The organism is Pararhizobium sp. LjRoot255 (assembly GCF_964252905.1).
Lineage (GTDB): Bacteria > Pseudomonadota > Alphaproteobacteria > Rhizobiales > Rhizobiaceae > Pararhizobium.
On the sequence record NZ_CAXUPQ020000001.1, the window covers coordinates 2,873,639 to 2,889,376 of the forward strand.

The 15,738-nt window shown below is 61.8% G+C and carries 17 protein-coding genes; 8 read left to right on the forward strand and 9 right to left on the reverse strand.

What is annotated here, in order from left to right:
• Positions 1–54 precede the first annotated feature (54 nt).
• A complete protein-coding gene (locus tag ACSQ2W_RS13870) occupies positions 55–666 on the reverse strand; it encodes a 50S ribosomal protein L25/general stress protein Ctc (RefSeq protein ID WP_436086765.1) in 612 nt (203 codons plus the stop codon).
• A gap of 378 nt (positions 667–1,044) precedes the next feature.
• Between ACSQ2W_RS13870 and ACSQ2W_RS13875 the strand changes: the two genes are divergently transcribed.
• The 3 genes from ACSQ2W_RS13875 (at position 1,045) to ACSQ2W_RS13885 (ending at position 4,270) form a co-directional block, all read left to right on the forward strand.
• The gene (locus ACSQ2W_RS13875) at positions 1,045–1,992 is read left to right on the forward strand and encodes a helix-turn-helix domain-containing protein (protein ID WP_436086766.1); all 948 of its coding nucleotides are present in this window, start codon (positions 1,045–1,047) and stop codon (positions 1,990–1,992) included.
• A 176-nt stretch (positions 1,993–2,168) separates the two neighbouring features.
• The gene (adh, locus tag ACSQ2W_RS13880; RefSeq protein WP_436086767.1) at positions 2,169–3,677 is read left to right on the forward strand and encodes an aldehyde dehydrogenase; all 1,509 of its coding nucleotides are present in this window, start codon (positions 2,169–2,171) and stop codon (positions 3,675–3,677) included.
• A gap of 212 nt (positions 3,678–3,889) precedes the next feature.
• Positions 3,890–4,270 carry a DUF779 domain-containing protein gene (locus ACSQ2W_RS13885; RefSeq protein ID WP_436086768.1) on the forward strand — a complete coding sequence of 127 codons (381 nt, stop codon included), beginning with the start codon at positions 3,890–3,892 and terminating at the stop codon, positions 4,268–4,270.
• A gap of 25 nt (positions 4,271–4,295) precedes the next feature.
• Here ACSQ2W_RS13885 and ACSQ2W_RS13890 read toward each other — a convergent pair whose 3' ends face one another.
• From ACSQ2W_RS13890 to lgt, 6 genes are all read right to left on the reverse strand, one after another.
• On the reverse strand, positions 4,296–5,228 hold the full coding sequence (locus ACSQ2W_RS13890) for a ribose-phosphate pyrophosphokinase (protein ID WP_436080662.1): 933 nt from the start codon (positions 5,226–5,228) through the stop codon (positions 4,296–4,298).
• A 224-nt stretch (positions 5,229–5,452) separates the two neighbouring features.
• Positions 5,453–6,334, reverse strand: a complete 882-nt coding sequence (locus ACSQ2W_RS13895; protein ID WP_436086769.1) for a hypothetical protein — start codon at positions 6,332–6,334, stop codon at positions 5,453–5,455.
• An 87-nt stretch (positions 6,335–6,421) separates the two neighbouring features.
• Positions 6,422–7,573 (reverse strand): M24 family metallopeptidase, encoded by a 1,152-nt coding sequence (locus ACSQ2W_RS13900; protein WP_436086770.1) that lies wholly within the window; start codon positions 7,571–7,573, stop codon positions 6,422–6,424.
• 1 nt (position 7,574) lies between these two features.
• Complete coding sequence (gene pgeF, locus ACSQ2W_RS13905; RefSeq protein WP_436086771.1) at positions 7,575–8,369, reverse strand: peptidoglycan editing factor PgeF; 795 nt, start codon at positions 8,367–8,369, stop codon at positions 7,575–7,577.
• Positions 8,370–8,526: 157 nt separating this feature from the next.
• Positions 8,527–9,621, reverse strand: coding sequence for a class I SAM-dependent methyltransferase (locus ACSQ2W_RS13910; RefSeq protein ID WP_436086772.1), 1,095 nt, complete (start codon positions 9,619–9,621; stop codon positions 8,527–8,529).
• Positions 9,622–9,631: 10 nt separating this feature from the next.
• The gene (gene lgt, locus ACSQ2W_RS13915; protein ID WP_436087785.1) at positions 9,632–10,447 is read right to left on the reverse strand and encodes a prolipoprotein diacylglyceryl transferase; all 816 of its coding nucleotides are present in this window, start codon (positions 10,445–10,447) and stop codon (positions 9,632–9,634) included.
• A gap of 220 nt (positions 10,448–10,667) precedes the next feature.
• Between lgt and ACSQ2W_RS13920 the strand changes: the two genes are divergently transcribed.
• The 5 genes from ACSQ2W_RS13920 to ACSQ2W_RS13940 all read left to right on the forward strand — a co-directional run bounded on the left by ACSQ2W_RS13920 (position 10,668) and on the right by ACSQ2W_RS13940 (position 13,611).
• Positions 10,668–10,928 (forward strand): accessory factor UbiK family protein, encoded by a 261-nt coding sequence (locus ACSQ2W_RS13920; RefSeq protein WP_349435109.1) that lies wholly within the window; start codon positions 10,668–10,670, stop codon positions 10,926–10,928.
• 435 nt (positions 10,929–11,363) lie between these two features.
• On the forward strand, positions 11,364–11,864 hold the full coding sequence (locus tag ACSQ2W_RS13925; protein WP_436080667.1) for a YbjN domain-containing protein: 501 nt from the start codon (positions 11,364–11,366) through the stop codon (positions 11,862–11,864).
• A gap of 2 nt (positions 11,865–11,866) precedes the next feature.
• The gene (gene proC / locus ACSQ2W_RS13930; protein WP_436086773.1) at positions 11,867–12,685 is read left to right on the forward strand and encodes a pyrroline-5-carboxylate reductase; all 819 of its coding nucleotides are present in this window, start codon (positions 11,867–11,869) and stop codon (positions 12,683–12,685) included.
• 15 nt (positions 12,686–12,700) lie between these two features.
• Positions 12,701–13,042 (forward strand): tRNA-binding protein, encoded by a 342-nt coding sequence (locus ACSQ2W_RS13935; RefSeq protein WP_436086774.1) that lies wholly within the window; start codon positions 12,701–12,703, stop codon positions 13,040–13,042.
• 11 nt (positions 13,043–13,053) lie between these two features.
• On the forward strand, positions 13,054–13,611 hold the full coding sequence (locus ACSQ2W_RS13940) for a protein tyrosine phosphatase (RefSeq protein WP_436086775.1): 558 nt from the start codon (positions 13,054–13,056) through the stop codon (positions 13,609–13,611).
• On the opposite strand, the gene ACSQ2W_RS13945 is transcribed toward ACSQ2W_RS13940, so the two are convergent.
• Entirely contained in the window at positions 13,612–14,991 is a 1,380-nt protein-coding gene (locus ACSQ2W_RS13945; protein WP_436086776.1) for an ATP-binding protein, read from the reverse strand.
• A gap of 23 nt (positions 14,992–15,014) precedes the next feature.
• Positions 15,015–15,716, reverse strand: a complete 702-nt coding sequence (locus ACSQ2W_RS13950; protein ID WP_436080674.1) for a response regulator — start codon at positions 15,714–15,716, stop codon at positions 15,015–15,017.
• Positions 15,717–15,738: the final 22 nt, after the last annotated feature.

Genomic DNA, 15,738 nt, shown 5'->3' on the forward strand with positions numbered 1-15,738 from the left:
AAACCCGCCCCACGGAAATGGGGCGGGCCGTCAATCGAGCTTAGAAAGCACCGATTATTCAGATGCGGTTTCTGCTTCTTCTGCTTCCGAAACGCCGCCGGCCGGGGTGGCAATGGTGGCGATCGTGAAGTCGCGGTCGGTGATGACCGGGGTCGCGCCCTTCGGCAGCTTGATGTCCGAGATGTGGATGCCGTCGCCGACCTTCAGGCCGGAAAGATCGGCCGTCAGGAATTCCGGAATGTCTTCCGCCGAAACGACCACCTCGACTGCGTGACGAACGATGTTCAGCACGCCGCCGATCTTGAGGCCCGGGGACTTTTCTTCGTTGACGAAGTGAACCGGAACTTCGACGGTGACGGTCGAGTCCTTGGACACGCGCAGGAAGTCGACATGCATGGTGAAGTCACGGACCGGATCCAGCTGGTAGTCCTTCGGCAGGACGCGGATCTTTTCGCCGCCGACGTCGATCGTGGCGACCGTGGTCATGAAACCACCGGCGTGAATTTTCTGGGTGACTTCCTTCGTGGAAAGGGCGATGGAAATCGGTGTCTGCTTGTCACCGTAGATGACAGCAGGAATAAGACCGTTGCGGCGAAGTTCACGGGAGGACCCCTTACCAACCCGTTCGCGCGTTTCGGCCTTGAGCTCGTAGGATGCGTGGCTCATGGTCGTACCTTTCTGGTGTTTTTGGAGAGCTCATCCGCTTACGATAAAGACAGGATGAACCGAGACGTTTAACCGTCTCATCCGCGTTTGCCTCCAAGGGTGTCTGCGCGGACGCGCGTCCATAACCGAGAACGCCGTGAAATGCAAGCAAGACGGGTTTGCAGGCACAGCTCTGAAGCCGCGTTAACGGTCATGGGTTTATGATTTCGGCCATATACTGCGGGTTTCTGGCTGCCTTGTCACGCCCGAGTTTGAGGGTGCGCTGGCGCCAAGGCCGAATTGCGACTTGGCCGTTTTGCCTTTGACCTTTGTCGAGGTGGACGTTCTGCCGATTATGCCTATAGTGATGTCAGCGTCAGCCCTCGGGGAGGAGAGCCGATGAATCATTCGGATCATGTTCATTCTGTCGCACAACATGCATCGGCCGCCGCCAGTTCGCCTGTTGCGGCATCCTGGCGCCGGTGCCTGACGGTACATGGCCTTTCTCCGGAGGAAGCCCGTTCGCCGCTGCGGCTGTCGGAGCGTGAATTTCTTGCGGCGCGGGAAAAGTCCGGGCATCTGATCGAAGAGGCGCAAGGTGAACTCGACCGGCTGTTTTCAACGGTCGGTAGGGCAGGCTGCTGCCTTCTGCTCACGGACGGCAACGGCGTTGCCCTCGAACGGCGCGGCGCTGCCGGCGACGACAAGGATTTTCGCGGACTAGGTCTTTGGTCCGGCACCGTCTGGAGCGAGGCGAGCGTCGGCACCAACGGCATCGGTACTGCAATCGCCGACGAGCGCGCCGTCGTCATCCGGCGCGACCAGCATTTCCTCAGTTGCAACACCAGCCTCATCTGCGCGACCGCGCCGATCCGCGATCACTGCGGCCGGATTGCCGCCGCGATCGACATCTCCACCTGCCGGGAGGACGCCGGAGAGATGGCGATGCTCTTGATGTCGCAGGCGGTGCGGGACGCGGCCGCCCGGATCGAGGCAAATCTCTTCCGTCGCGCATTCAGTGGTGCCCGCATCCTCCTGGTGCCCGCCGATGGCAAGAGCAACCCGGCGCTGCTCGCCATCGACCGTGATGACCTCGTGCTTGGCGCGACCCGCGCGGCCCGGCTCCGGCTCAATCTCGATGACCGGCGCATCGCCGCCGGTGTACCTGCCGCCGACGTGCTCGATGAAGCACCGGCAGGGCAGAGCGCGGATCTTCTCGATGCAGAGCGTGCAGCGCTTCGGCGTGTCCTGTCGCGCGCCAAAGGCAATGTCTCGCTCGCAGCCGATACTCTCGGGATCAGCCGGGCGACGCTCTACCGGAAAATGAAAAAGCTCTCGATCCATTGACCGGCCGACGACGGCGCGCGTTGTTGCCGCGCTGCAGCATGCTTCGTGCCATTCGGCTGTCGCACATCTGAGACACTTGCCCGCCCAGGGCGCTCCGCCTCCCTATCCGTTTGGACCGTTCTGGCGCACCTTCCAATCAGCAGATTGTTGGAGTCTGTTTCAGGAGGAGAAATCACATGTTGCATCAGAAAATCGTCGAAAACCCGTTCAAGGAGAAATACGGCAACTTCATCGGCGGCGAATGGCGCGCGCCCGTGAGCGGTCGCTATTTCGACAACACCACCCCGGTCACCGGCGGCGTGCTCTGCCAGATCGCCCGCTCCGAAGCCGCCGATGTCGAACTGGCGCTCGATGCCGCCCATGCCGCCAAGGACAAATGGGGTCGCACGTCGACGACGGAGCGCGCCAATATCCTGATGAAGATCGCGAGCCGCATGGAAGACAATATCGAGCTTCTGGCGCGGGCCGAGACCTGGGACAATGGCAAGCCGCTGCGCGAAACCATGGCCGCCGACATGCCGCTTGCCATCGACCATTTCCGCTATTTCGCTTCCTGCGTCCGCGCCCAGGAAGGCTCGATCGGCGAGATCGACCACGACACCATCGCCTATCATTTCCATGAGCCGCTCGGCGTCGTCGGCCAGATCATTCCCTGGAACTTCCCGATCCTGATGGCAGCCTGGAAGCTGGCGCCCGCGCTTGCCGCCGGCAACTGCGTCATCTTGAAGCCCGCCGAGCAGACGCCCGCCTCGATCCTCGTCTGGATCGATCTCGTCGGCGATCTCCTGCCGCCGGGCGTGCTCAATATCGTCAACGGCTTTGGCCTCGAGGCCGGCAAGCCGCTCGCCACCAACCCGCGCATCAACAAGGTGGCCTTCACCGGCGAGACCTCGACCGGCCGCCTGATCATGCAATATGCCAGCCAGAACCTCATTCCGGTGACGCTGGAACTGGGCGGCAAGTCGCCGAACATCTTTTTCGCCGATGTCATGGCCGAGGATGACGACTATCTCGACAAGGCGCTGGAAGGGTTTGCGATGTTCGCGCTCAACCAAGGCGAGGTCTGCACATGCCCGAGCCGCGCGCTGGTGCATGAGAAGATCTACGATCGCTTCATGGAAAAGGCGGTCAAGCGGGTCGCGGCGATCAAGCAGGGCAACCCGCTCGACATGGCAACGATGATCGGCGCCCAGGCTTCGAGCGAACAACTGGAAAAGATCATGTCCTATATGGACATTGGCCGCCAGGAAGGTGCCGAAGTGCTGATCGGCGGCGAGCGCAACACGCTGGAAGGTGAACTGGCCGGTGGCTTCTACGTCAAGCCGACCGTGTTCAAGGGCCACAACAAAATGCGCATCTTCCAGGAGGAGATCTTCGGCCCCGTCGTCTCTGTCACCACCTTCAAGGACGATGCCGAGGCGCTCGAGATCGCCAATGACACGCTGTATGGCCTTGGTGCCGGCGTCTGGAGCCGCGATGCCAATCGCTGCTACAATTTCGGCCGCAACATCCAGGCCGGCCGCGTCTGGACCAATTGCTACCACGCCTATCCAGCCCATGCGGCCTTCGGCGGCTACAAGCAGTCCGGCATCGGCCGCGAAACCCACAAGATGATGCTCGATCACTACCAGCAGACCAAGAACATGCTGGTGAGCTACAGCCCGAAAGCGCTGGGTTTCTTCTGAGTTAGCTCACCTCCCCCTTGAGGGGGAGGTCGCAGCGTAGCTGCGGGTGGAGGTGACCTATTGGGTTACGCTGAAAGTTGCCCCACTCTCAACCTCTTGAAGGAAGAAAACGGGCTGATGATGAAAGCGCCTCTCTGGACGACGGCATTCGCGAAGGATCACCCCACCCCGGACCTACGGTCCGACCCTCCCCCTCAAGGGGAGGGTAGCCCATGACCGACATCACCAACGGTGAGCCCCGCGTTCTCGCCACTGACGCAGCACTCGCCTTCATCAGGGAAATCCAGCACGACCATCCGCATATCCTGTTCCACCAGTCCGGCGGCTGCTGCGACGGCTCTTCGCCCATGTGTTATCCGGCGGATGAATACATCGTCGGCGACAATGACGTGAAGCTCGGCGAGATCGGCGGCGTGCCTGTCTATATTAGCGCGAGCCAGTTCGAGGTCTGGAAACACACGCAACTGATCATCGATGTCGTTCCGGGCAGGGGCGGCATGTTCTCGCTCGACAATGGCCGCGAGCGACGCTTCCTCACGCGCTCGCGGTTGTTCACCGGTGGCGAGGCCTGCGCCATTCCCCTGTCGCGGTGAGCCTTTGCACCGCCGCGTCGCCTGATCAATCGAACAGGCTGGAGACCGATTCTTCCTGGCTGGTGCGGTTGATCGCTTCGCCCATCAGGCTGGCGGTCGAGATGACGCGGATGTTGTGGGCCGACTGCACCGCCGTCGTCGGCTGGATTGAATCGGTGATCACCAGCTCCTTCAGCTTCGAGGAGGTGACGCGGGCAACCGCGCCGCCGGAAAGCACGCCGTGGGTGATATAGGCCGTGACGCTGGTCGCGCCGTTCTTCAGAAGCGCCTCGGCGGCATTGCAGAGCGTGCCGCCGGAGTCGACGATATCGTCGATCAGCAGACAGTCCTTGCCGGTGACGTCACCGATGACGTTCATCACTTCGGACTCGCCGGCGCGTTCGCGCCGCTTGTCGACGATCGCCAGCTGACAGTCGAGGCGCTTGGCGAGCGCTCGCGCACGCACCACGCCGCCGACGTCGGGCGATACGACCATGACGTTTTCGAGGTTGTAGTTTTCCTTCACGTCGCGCGCCAGGATCGGCACGGCGTAGAGGTTGTCTGTGGGAATGTCGAAGAAACCCTGGATCTGGCCGGCGTGAAGGTCGAGCGTCAGCACGCGGTCGGCGCCGGCCTCGGTGATGAGGTTGGCGACCAGCTTGGCCGAGATCGGCGTGCGGGGACCGGGCTTGCGGTCCTGGCGGGCATAGCCGAAATAGGGAATGACGGCGGTGATGCGGCGGGCTGACGACCGGCGCATGGCGTCGATCATGATCAGCAGTTCCATCAGGTGGTCGTTGGTCGGAAACGATGTCGACTGGACGACGAAAACGTCCTCGCCGCGCACGTTTTCCTGAATTTCCACGAAGATTTCCTGGTCCGCAAACCGTCTGACGGTCGCTTTGCCCAGGGGCAGGTTGAGATAATTGCAGATCGCTTCGGCCAAGAGCCGGTTCGAGTTGCCTGCGAAAACCTTCATCGATGGTCCGCCTGTGCTGGCGCGGGTCGCTACCCACGCAAATTCCGTAAGCCAGCCGGGGTCTCGATCGTCCCTAGCCTCTGCGCGCTTCATAACGTCCTTGACTTTGAATGCAAGAGGATTGCCGCGTTGCAGCGCGGTTTATCCTAAAAAGTTTTCCATCACGATGGTCGCGCGAGCGAGATTCGACGCCCACAAGGCGGTATCGCAGCCGTTCGGCAAGACTATCCAGCGTTTTTCGCGCGCCAGTTCAGATATTCGGCGATCGTCCTGGTGGCGATCGTCTGCATCGTTTGCGGCGGCACGACCGACCAGAGATTGGCGGCGGTGGCATCGACCGTGTTCTGGCCCTGGATGCGGTGCAGCCGGTTGCCGGAGCCATCGAGCACGTCCCAGACATAGACGACCGTCGTCTTGTCGCCGTCCTTCAGCGCCGAGAAATAGCCTTTCAGGATGTGCTGACTGCTGGTATCGGATGCGCTCTTGATCGACAGGCCATGCGAGCGCGCCTCGTTGCCGAGCTGTTTCGACAGGGGCGTGACGGCCTCGACGGGGGCGCCAATGATCGGCAGAAAGCGGATGGTTCCGGCCGCTGTTGCCGGGGCGATTGCTGCTGCCTCCTGCGGCTTTTGGATCTCAGGCGTCTCTTCCTCGGCACGAAGCGGCTCTGCGGATTGCTGTTGTTCGGCCGGGGCGGCTTCGTCGCGAGACGTCGTCTCGGTCGATTCTGCGATGGCGGCACGACGCGAGACCAGCTGCTGCGCCGGGACCTGCCCCTGCTGCAGGCGTCCTGCCTGTGCGTCCAGCGATCCGGCCGGATCAGTATATTCGGCGTCGCCCTGGGCGAGAACCGTACCGGTTGGTCCTTCGACAAAGCCCTCCTGCACGGGCGCAGCGAACTGCGTGCTCTGCACTGGCGTCGTTGCCTGGGGAGTGACCTCAACGGTCTGTTGCGACATGGAATCGAGATCGGACTGGTTGACCGGCGGGGAGCGAAAGGTACCACCGCCGACATCGACCTGTGGGGTTAGATCATCCATGCTGTTGCAGCCCGAAAGGGCCGCAACAATTCCAAGGCCTGCAATGAGCATGATCGATTTGCGCATCGTTCTACCGTCCGGTTTCCTCGGGCGACGGAGTGATCAAGGCCCCCACCTTTCTCCGCCTGTCCCGCGAACGGTAGATCAATTTTCCTAAGCAGTTATGAAGTCCAGTCCATAGCGTGACAGAGCTTTCGGCGCCCCGTCCGTGGTCAGGTAGGTCTGGCCGAGCGTCATGGCCGTGCCGCTGTCGCTGTCCATGATGATCATGTGCACGAAGAGAGACATGTCGGGCGCGATCTCCTGCGGATTGCCGATGTGGAACATCTGGTGTTCCATCCAGGATGGCGAGAAGCGGGCGCCGAGCGAATAACCGCAGGCATTGAGCCGGTGGCGCGCAAGGCCGCGTTCGTCCATGATCTTCGAATGCATGTCGAAGACGGTGCCGAAGGTATTGCCGGGCCTGAGGACCATCTCGATCGCCTGGATCGTCTCACGGCAGGCGCTGTAGAGCTCGCGGTGGCGATTGGTCGGCTCGCCGATGACGACCGTGCGCATCATGGCGGCGTGGTAGTGCGCGCTGACGCCTGCCCATTCCAGCGTCAGTTGGTCCTGCGCGTCCAGTGTCCGGCGCCCGGCCTTGTAGCGGCACAGAAGCGCATCGGCGCCCGATCCGATAATGAATTCATTGGCCGGATAGTCGCCGCCGCCGGCAAGGACAGCGCCCTGCATGGCGGCCAGAATGGCCGCTTCGCTGCCGCCGGCGTTAATCAGGGGAAGCGCGGCATCGAGCGCGTCATCGGCAAGGCTTGCTGCCTTCTCGACATGGAGGATTTCCGCCGGGCTCTTGATCAGGCGCAGGCGGCTGACCAGCAGCGAGGCATCGATCAGTTCGCCAAAATTCGTCAACTGATGATCGAGGAGGCGGGCGATGCGGCCGGTCATGCCATGCGTGTCGTATTCGATGCCGATGCGCGCGCCGAGCAGGTCGAGATCGCTCAGAAGGTTCTTCAGGTCCATGGTCGGGTCGGCATTGACGCGGTCGACCCAGATCTCGACGCGCTCGATATTCGAGGTGTGCTTGGCCTGGCGCAGGTCGGCCGAGCGCGTCAGCAGCACCATCGATCCATCTGCCTTCACCACCAGCGTCTGGAAGAAGCAGTAACCGAAGGTATCGTAGCCGGTCAGCCAGTACATGCTTTCCTGCGCGAACAGGAGCATGGCGGCAAGCTTCTCCTCCTTCATCTTCGCCGTCAGCCGCTCCAGACGGCTCGCGAATTCGTCCTGCGTGAAATGCAGTGCCATGTCATGCCTCCCGAATGGATATTGCAGAGATTTGCCGGCCGTAGTCCGGCTCGCTGCGATGGGTGGTTCGGCGGTAGGAGAAGAAGCGCTCCTCGTCCGCATAGGTGCAAATATCGAGATTTTCCGCCGTGACGCCCGCCTCGGTCAGCCGCTTGATCGTCAGTCCCGGGAGATCGAACATGGCGTGACCCTTGCGCGGCGAGGGGGCAAAGAAGATCTCATGGCCGGGATCCTGTTCGAGAAACCGCTCGATGAACTCCGAACCGACCTCGTAGTTCCGGCGGCTGATCGAGGGGCCAAGACTGGCGATGATGCGTTCGCGGCGAGCGCCGAGCGAGATCATTGCGCCGATCGTGCTTTCGAGCACGCCGGTCAACGCGCCCTTCCAGCCGGCATGCGCGGCGCCGACGACGCCCGCATGCGCATCCGCAAAAAGAACGGGGCCGCAATCAGCCGAAAGCACGCCGATCACCAGACCTGGTGTCGCCGTTGCAAGCGCGTCCGCTGGGACTCGCGTGCCGTCATAGCTGCCGTCGACGATAACGGCATCCGGCGAATGGACCTGATGCACCGTTGCCAGCTTGTGCGGCCCTGCGCCGAACCAAGCGCTGACACGGGCGCGATTCTCTTCCACGCGGGAGCGTTCGTCATTCGAGCCAAGCCCGACATTCAGGCCTCGATAGATGCCTTCTGAAACGCCACCTGCACGGGTGAAGTAGCCATGTTTTACAGCGTTTCCCGCCCGTTCGGACAGAAGCGGGCTTTGCACGGGCAGGGGCAGGGCATCATCCTTCATCGGTGGTTTTGCCCTTTCGAAATGCTGCAATGCGGTTGGTTTCCCGGGCATATCGGACCTACCGCCCCGGCTGATTTGGCCGGATGTTGGCCTCAGGGGCCGCCGCTGTCAATCCGTCGAAACGACAGCCGGTGTCGCCGCCGGCTCTGGCCAGCCGCTATTTCTGGAAGGGCACGAGAGCCACATTCGGGCTGCTGACGACGAGGACCTTGAACAGTTCCCCCATCTTTCCTTCGCCAGCACCAGCCAGTCTTTCTGCGTCCGCGCGAATGTTTCCTTGCGTCTCCGTGTCCTTGTCACGGCCGAGCGCTGCGGCGCGTTCGGCAAGACCCAGCGCAAGCAGAAAGTCGCCCTGATAGGTCAGCCCGTTGATCTGCAGGGCTTCCGTTGCGGCGCGCCGGGCAAGCTGTTCGAAATCGACATGGCTGGTGATATCGGCTTCACCGGGGTGTTTGAGCGGTGGATCGAATTGATGCTCGCGCACCGCCTGCAAAGTATCGCCGAGACCTGTCGCGATATGGCCATAGTCGATGATGACCGCAGTGCCGCCGCTTGTCCTGATGCGTTCGCACAGTGTCGTCATCACGGCGTCACGGGCGGGGGCGATCTCGAAAATGCTGCCGGGCGGGGCGTTTGCGGCGGCCGGTGGCAGGAGAGCCGGATCGATGCCGGCAACGCCGGCGGCAAAAGTCAGCTTACCTTCGGCATCGAGGCCGACGAGCCTTTCCCTGAACCCCTGCGCGGTCTTGACGAATTGGCGGATGGGAATGGCGTCGAAAAGCTCGTTGGCGGCCAAAAGCAGAAAACCGTCCGGCAGCGTATCGAAACTGTCGTGCCAGGAAATCTTGAACTTGTGCGCGACCAGCGTCTGGCTCTGGACTTTCTGCAGCCGTTCGCTGGTTTCCACCAGATGGACATTGGCGGCCTCGTAGAGTGCCGGCGACAGCTTGGCGATGACGCGCAGGATGTCCGCCATCATCGTGCCGCGGCCAGGGCCGATCTCGGCGATGTTGACCGGCGCCGGTTCGCCATGCCGCTGCCAGGCCTGGACCAGGAAGATGCCCATCATTTCGCCGAACAACTGGCTGATCTCCGGCGCGGTGATGAAGTCTCCGGACCGGCCGAAGGGTTCGCGTGTCTTGTAGTAGCCGTATTCCGGGTCAGCTAGGCAGAGCGAGAAATAGTCGGTCACGCTGATCGGGCCGTTGGCAAGAATGATGGCCTTGATCTTTTCTGCAAGAGGCGTCGTCATGGCGCTCCTCTCACGCGGTTGCAGCGCTGGCGCGGCGGGCGCGCGCTATGGCCCAGAGACCGATGAAGACCATCGGCAGCGACAGCAGCATGCCCATGGTCAGCCAGCCGCCCAGGAGGTAGCCGATCTGCGCATCCGGTTCGCGGAAGAATTCGACGAAGATGCGGGCCAACCCGTATCCGACGGCGAAGACGCCGCAGACGAGGCCCGGCGTTTTCAGCGCATAGCCGCGATAAATCATCACGCCAAGGGTCGTCAGCAAGACGACACCCTCGAGCGCGGCCTCATAGAGTTGGCTCGGATGGCGGGCAAAGGGGCCGCCGGTCGGGAACACGACCGCCCATGGTGCAGACGAGAGCCTGCCCCACAATTCGCCGTTGATGAAATTGGCGATGCGACCGAAGAAGAGGCCGATCGGCACGACGGCCGCGACGATGTCGAAAAGGCTCCAGACGGCAATCTTGTTGCGGTGGGCAAACAGGATCATCGCGATCATCGTGCCAATCAGCCCGCCATGGAAGGACATGCCGCCGTTCCAGATTTCCAGCACCCGGATCGGGTTCTGGAGCACTCTTCCGAGATCATAGAACAGGATGTAGCCGATGCGCCCGCCACCGACGATGCCGGCCGCGACCCAGAGCAGGAAATCATCGAGCTGGGCTTCGGTGATGGCCGGCGTCTCATTGCGCCACAGGTGCGTATTGCGCGCCAGCCTGCGGGCATATTGCCAGCCGATCAGAATGCCCGCCACATAGGCAAGGCCGTACCAGTGGATCTGCAATGGGCCAATGGAGATCAGCACCGGATCGATATCCGGGAACGGCATGATCGAGAAGAGTGTCGGTATTGTTTCCAAGGTCTTGCTTCAGTTCCGGTCCGTTGTTTGGCGGAACATGGGCTCCCGGGGAGAGGCGGTCAAGGCGCGTTTGGCGAAGGAAAGGCGGTCATCCCGGTATTTTTCCTTGCATCGGCCCGCCCGTCCTCCTACCTCCTCTCTCAAGCCTGCAATGTGGCAGGTAATGGACGCGAGGACGGAGACCGAGACGATGAGTACAGGCACAAACCGCATTCTGGATGACTTCGCCAAGCTGATGACGGACGCTGCCGGCGCCGCTCAGGGCGTGCGGCGTGAGATGGAAACCGTCTTCCGCGCGCAGGGTGAACGCCTGCTGAATTCGATGGACATCGTCAAGCGCGAGGAGTTCGAGGCGGTCAGGGAGATGGCCCTGAAAGCGCGCGAGGAGAACGACGCGCTTCTGGCCCGGATCGCAGCGCTCGAAGCGCGCCTGTCCGAGGCTGGGAAATAAAGATTCGAGGGCGGCGGCGCTGGTTGCGCCTCCGCTTTTCGCTCGCCTTTGGCGCGTGCGTCCCGGACCGGCACAATGCGCCTGTCCTCAACTGCGGTCTCAACAGCATTTTTCATAAATTTTTCACCCTGTGGACACTGCCAAAAAATGCTTACGGCAGAGTCGCTTATGAACCGGCGCTGAATCAATTTGAGAGAGCCTATCCACAACCGCCGGCGCTATTTTTCGTGCTGGGGGCTTTCATGCGGACTCCGGCATTATACACTGATTTTAAATGATGATTCGAAACGGATCACGCAAGCTCCGGACAGGGTACATCAGTCAGGATAGTCGTGTTTCCGGCAATCATAAGTGTTCGTTTCTGGTGTTTGAGTTTGCAGCCTTCGTGTGTGAGCGCGACGACGCATGCCTGCACCGGGACTTTTGGGGTGATGCATGAGCCTGATGGAACTGGAACTTGAGCGCCAATCGAACCCGGTCGATATGATCGAGTTCGTCGCAGCCAACAATGATTGGAGTTTCGAACGCTCAGGCGAAGACGAGATCGCCATGTCGGTCGAGGGCAAGTGGACCGACTATCATGTCTCCTTCTCCTGGATGGAGGAATTCGAGGCGCTGCATCTCGCTTGCGCCTTCGACATCAAGGTTCCCGAAAGCCGTGTCAACGAAGTGATCCGGTTGCTTTCCCATATCAATGGCCAGGTACTGATGGGGCATTTCGATCTCTGGCGCCAGGAAGATGTGGTAATCTTCCGCCAGTCGCTTCTGCTTGCCGGCGGTGCCGAGCCGACCAACCAGCAGGTCGAGGTGCTTTTGTCCAGCGCGCTCGAAGCCTGCGAATCCTATTTCCAGGCCTTCCAGTTCGTCGTTTGGTCCGGCATCGATGCGCAGAGCGCGGTCGAGGCCGTGATGTTCGAAACTGTCGGAGAGGCATGACGATGAGCGTGAATGCTTCGGGACCAATCGTCCTTATCGGCGCAGGCAACATGGGCGGCGCCATGCTTGCCGGCTGGCTGAAAAGCGGCATTGCGGGCGCCAATATCCTGATCATCGATCCAGGCCCTGCGCCGGCCATGGCAAAGCTGATCGCCGACAACGGCGTACGCCACGAAACCTCAGCGCCCGAGGGTCTGAAGGCCGACGTTCTCTTCCTCGCCGTCAAGCCGCAGATGATGGCAACGGTGCTGCCGCCGCTAGAGCGGCTCGTCGGCTCCGAAACGGTCGTCGTTTCGGTTGCTGCCGGCACGACGCTCGGCTTCATGCAATCCCATCTCGGCGATGCCGCCATGGTGCGTGCCATGCCGAACACGCCGGCGATGATCGGTCGCGGTGTCACCGGCGCCTTTGCCAACGCTGCCGTGTCAAAAGCACAACGTGATCTCGTCCACAATCTCCTGAAAGTCAGCGGCCCGGTTGAATGGGTCGAAACGGAAGCCGATATCGATGCGGTCACGGCCGTATCGGGCAGCGGCCCGGCCTATGTCTTTTATCTCGTCGAGTGCATGGCGGAAGCCGGCCGCAAGGCCGGTCTTCAGGCGGACCTCGCCATGCGGCTTGCGCGGGAAACCGTCGCGGGGGCTGGTGAACTATTACACCAGTCCCCCGATGACGCCGCGAAGCTGCGGCAGAACGTGACGTCCCCGGGCGGAACGACGGCCGCGGCCCTTTCCATTCTCATGGCCGATGACGGCATGCAGCCGCTGTTCGACAAGGCGATTGCCGCAGCCCGCAAACGGGCGGAAGAACTCGCGGGCTAATTCGGGATTTCTCTTATGACCGAGACCATCGCCTACGCCGATTTCGAGCGCGTCGATATTCGCGCCGGCACGATCATCGAGGCGTCTCCTTTTCCCGAGGCGCGCAAGCCCGCCTTCAAGATCGTCATCGATTTCGGTCCGGAGATCGGCGTCAAGAAATCCTCGGCGCAGATCACCGTGCATTACACGCTGGAAAGCTTGATCGGCCGCCAGGTGCTCGGCGTCGTCAACTTTCCGCCGCGCCAGATCGGTCCGTTCCGCTCGGAAGTCCTGACGCTTGGCTTCGAGGATGAAAACGGCGACATTGTTCTCACCGCCGTGGACAGACCGGTGCCGAACGGCAAGAAGATGCTGTAGGAATTTTGTCGATGGACATGAACGCCGTCCGTGAATTCGTCCGCGTCACCTGCCTGCGCGATGCAGCCGCAGTTGCGGGCGATTGGTCGGCCACGCACGTCGTCTCGCTTCTCGATCCGGAGCTGGCCGATGAGTTCGTCCCGCGCATTTCCGGCGCAACGCACCATGTCGTGCGGCTGCGCGATCAGGAAAACGCGCTGGCCACCGGCCATTTTCCCGAAACGATCACGTCGTTTTTCAATCTTGTGGTCCCGGCCATCGAGCAGCATGACAGCCGCATCCTCGTGCATTGCCATGCGGGCGTCAGCCGTTCCACCGCCTTCGCCTATGGCATCATCGCCCACCGTTTTGGCGCAGGGCGGGAAGCCGAGGCTTTCGAGGCGCTGCTGTCGATCGTCAACAAGCCCTGGCCAAACCGCCGCATCATCGAGATTTTCGATGCGCACTGGCAGCGGGAAGGGCGCCTTCTTGCCCCGCTGGACGCGATGCGGGCGCGCCACCCCAAGCGCATCGACGCCTGGCACCGTTTCAACGCGCGGCGCGGAATGACCGGCGGTTATTCGCGGTGACTAAGCCGGCACCCGCACGGTCGCCCTCAACCCACCTAATGGACTATCCGACAAGATAACATTGCCGCCGTGGCTGCGGGCGATGTCGAGGGCGATGGCGAGGCCGAGGCCGGTTCCCGAACTGTCGAGATTGCGCGCCTCGTCGAGCCGGAAGAACGGCTTGAAGACGTCGTCGCGGGACGATTCCGGAATGCCGGGGCCATCGTCGTCGACCGTGACCGTGATCCATTTCGTGCTGTGCTTGGCGTCGATATGGACGGTGTCGGCATAGCGGTAGGCATTGGAGGCGAGGTTGGCGACCAGCCGGGTGAAGGCATTGGGCCGGACGCGCACGTTGTCGTCGCCCTCGATCGCGGTCGTCACGGTCTTGCCCTGCAGTTCGGCTTCCAGCGTCAGCCGGTTCATCAGGTCGTGCAGCTTCAGTTCGCCGACATCCTCTTCCGCCTCGCCGCGAGCGAAAGACAGGTAGCCTTCGAGCATGCTCTGCATGTCCTCGACATCCTGGTTGAGATTGTCGAGATCGGCGTTGTCGCCGGCAAGCGCCAGTTGCAGCTTGAAGCGGGTGAGGATCGTGCGCAGGTCGTGGCTGACGCCGGTAAGCATGGCGGTTCGCTGCTCGATCTGGCGTTCGATGCGTTCACGCATCTGGATGAAGGCAAGGCCGGCACGGCGGATTTCGTCGGCGCCGCGCGGCGAAAAATCGTCGATCTTCTGGCCCTTGCCGAAACTCTCCGCCGCCTTGGCAAGCGCAAGGATCGGCCGGATCTGGCCGCGCAGGAAGAGGATGGCGATGGTCAAAAGTACCAGCGAGGCGCCGACCATCCAGACGATGAAGATATGCGTATTCGAGGCGTAGGCCTGGCTGCGGCGCGCATAGACCCTGAGGATGCGATCATCGGCGAGCTTGATGCGGATTTCGACAAGGTCGGAGTTGCCAACCGTATCGATCCAGAAGGGCAGGCGGATATTGTTGGAAATCTCTTCGCTGAGGATCTGGTCGAGGATCTCGAAGAAGGGTTTTGGGCGCGGCGAAGGCAGTTCGCCATCCGGCTCGATCGAGACGTTGAGGTCTAGTCTCTCGCGTGCGATTCGCACGATCGTCGCATAGTCGCTTTCCGGCATCGTCTCGATCAGGTCGATGACCGCGGCGATGTCGCCGGTGACGGCAGCCGACAAACGCTGGGTGACAAGCTGCCAATGCCGCTCCATGAACACGAAGGCGACAACCGACTGCAACAGGACCATGGGAATGATGACGATCAGCAGCGAGCGGGCGTAGAGCCCCATCGGCAATTGCCGCCGCAGCCAGCGTAGGACACGATTCCAGGTGGTGTCCCCCGTTTTTGTCCGATAGCGCCGCAGGATATCAAAACTTGCCATGAGAGCTCAGCCGGGTCATTTCGCTAGTCCACGCTCAGCCGATAGCCGATGCCGCGCACCGTCTGCAGCCAGACGGGGTTTGAGGGGTCGTCCTCGATCTTGCGGCGCAGACGGTTGATCTGCACGTCGATGGTTCGTTCGCCGACCTCGGCGTCGTCGCTCACCAGTTCATGGCGCGGAATGGTTTCGCCGGCACGCTGGGAGAACAGCATCATGATTTCCTGCTCCCGGTCGGTGAGGCGGATATGGTCCGCGCCCCGGCGCAATTCCTTGCGCACGACGGAGAACGTAAAAGGGCCGAAAATCACCTGTTCGATCTTCGGGGCCTTGGCGGGAGCGTTGCGCCGCAGGATATTGTTGATGCGCAGCACCAGTTCGCGCGGATCAAAGGGCTTGGGCAGATAGTCGTCGGCGCCGGCCTCCAGGCCCTCGATGCGGGCATTCGATTCCGCCAGGGCCGTCAGCATGATCACCGGCACGGTCTTGATCTTGCGCAGGCTCTGGGTCAACGAAATTCCGGTTTCACCCGGCATCATCACGTCGACGATCAACAGGTCGTAATCGATGCCCTCGAGCTTGCGGCGCGCCTCGCCGGCGTCCGCCGCCGTGGTCACGCGAAATCCCTTTTCCATCAGGTAGCGGTTCAGAAGATCGCGGATGCGGCGGTCGTCATCGACCACCAGAAGATGGGCGGCATCGTCGTCGATCCTCGGCGTCTTTGTCATCTCTCGTATGCCCTGTCCTGTC

Bases quoted from the DNA above. Each gene is read 5' to 3' on its own strand.
- ACSQ2W_RS13895 (WP_436086769.1), bottom strand. From the start codon at position 6,334: ATGCGCAAATCGATCATGCTCATTGCAGGCCTTGGAATTGTTGCGGCC.
- ACSQ2W_RS13940 (WP_436086775.1), top strand. From the start codon at position 13,054: ATGGACATGAACGCCGTCCGTGAATTCGTCCGCGTCACCTGCCTGCGC.
- ACSQ2W_RS13875 (WP_436086766.1), top strand. From the start codon at position 1,045: ATGAATCATTCGGATCATGTTCATTCTGTCGCACAACATGCATCGGCC.
- ACSQ2W_RS13935 (WP_436086774.1), top strand. From the start codon at position 12,701: ATGACCGAGACCATCGCCTACGCCGATTTCGAGCGCGTCGATATTCGC.
- lgt (WP_436087785.1), bottom strand. From the start codon at position 10,447: ATGCCGTTCCCGGATATCGATCCGGTGCTGATCTCCATTGGCCCATTG.
- ACSQ2W_RS13885 (WP_436086768.1), top strand. From the start codon at position 3,890: ATGACCGACATCACCAACGGTGAGCCCCGCGTTCTCGCCACTGACGCA.
- pgeF (WP_436086771.1), bottom strand. From the start codon at position 8,369: ATGAAGGATGATGCCCTGCCCCTGCCCGTGCAAAGCCCGCTTCTGTCC.
- ACSQ2W_RS13870 (WP_436086765.1), bottom strand. From the start codon at position 666: ATGAGCCACGCATCCTACGAGCTCAAGGCCGAAACGCGCGAACGGGTT.
- ACSQ2W_RS13900 (WP_436086770.1), bottom strand. From the start codon at position 7,573: ATGGCACTGCATTTCACGCAGGACGAATTCGCGAGCCGTCTGGAGCGG.
- proC (WP_436086773.1), top strand. From the start codon at position 11,867: ATGAGCGTGAATGCTTCGGGACCAATCGTCCTTATCGGCGCAGGCAAC.
- ACSQ2W_RS13945 (WP_436086776.1), bottom strand. From the start codon at position 14,991: ATGGCAAGTTTTGATATCCTGCGGCGCTATCGGACAAAAACGGGGGAC.
- ACSQ2W_RS13950 (WP_436080674.1), bottom strand. From the start codon at position 15,716: ATGACAAAGACGCCGAGGATCGACGACGATGCCGCCCATCTTCTGGTG.
- adh (WP_436086767.1), top strand. From the start codon at position 2,169: ATGTTGCATCAGAAAATCGTCGAAAACCCGTTCAAGGAGAAATACGGC.
- ACSQ2W_RS13920 (WP_349435109.1), top strand. From the start codon at position 10,668: ATGAGTACAGGCACAAACCGCATTCTGGATGACTTCGCCAAGCTGATG.
- ACSQ2W_RS13910 (WP_436086772.1), bottom strand. From the start codon at position 9,621: ATGACGACGCCTCTTGCAGAAAAGATCAAGGCCATCATTCTTGCCAAC.
- ACSQ2W_RS13925 (WP_436080667.1), top strand. From the start codon at position 11,364: ATGAGCCTGATGGAACTGGAACTTGAGCGCCAATCGAACCCGGTCGAT.
- ACSQ2W_RS13890 (WP_436080662.1), bottom strand. From the start codon at position 5,228: ATGAAGGTTTTCGCAGGCAACTCGAACCGGCTCTTGGCCGAAGCGATC.